Genomic DNA, 424 nt, shown 5'->3' with positions numbered 1-424 from the left:
GCCATACTAGACCCGCACACGATATGACCGTCCATACGTGGAATCAGGTACATGACTCGATTCATACACATGGTCGGTAGCCAGTGAGCAGGGGTTTTAAATAACAGCATCTGACCTTGCACAGGTTCGACTGGAATTTCGAGTTGTAATTGTGAGTTCCAGTAATGGCTCCAAGCGCCCGAAGTTATTACAAAATGGTCTGCTGTATGTTTGCGACCATCTTCGGTTTGAAGCGCTTGTATCACATCGCCTTGTTGAATCAGTTTTTTAACAGGAGTGTGTTCGAAAAACTCAACATTTGGATGTTGCTTTAAATAGCGAATCAGGGACTGTAATACGCGTGGATTGCGAATATTAGACAGTTCAGGGAAATAAATCGCTTCTTGAAATTGTTCGGAAATGTGCGGATTAACTTGTTCTAAGG

At 43.2% G+C, this 424-nt stretch carries 1 protein-coding gene; it reads right to left on the bottom strand.

Annotated elements, in window-relative coordinates; all coding sequences use genetic code 11:
• On the bottom strand, positions 1–424 hold a 424-nt coding region (locus MPC4_RS04165; RefSeq protein ID WP_174511419.1), incomplete at both ends, for an NAD(P)/FAD-dependent oxidoreductase.

The organism is Methylocella tundrae (assembly GCF_901905185.1).
Taxonomy (GTDB): domain Bacteria; phylum Pseudomonadota; class Alphaproteobacteria; order Rhizobiales; family Beijerinckiaceae; genus Methylocapsa; species Methylocapsa tundrae.
Note: the sequence above shows the minus strand (reverse complement) of the source record. Positions and strands in the feature narration are given on the sequence as shown.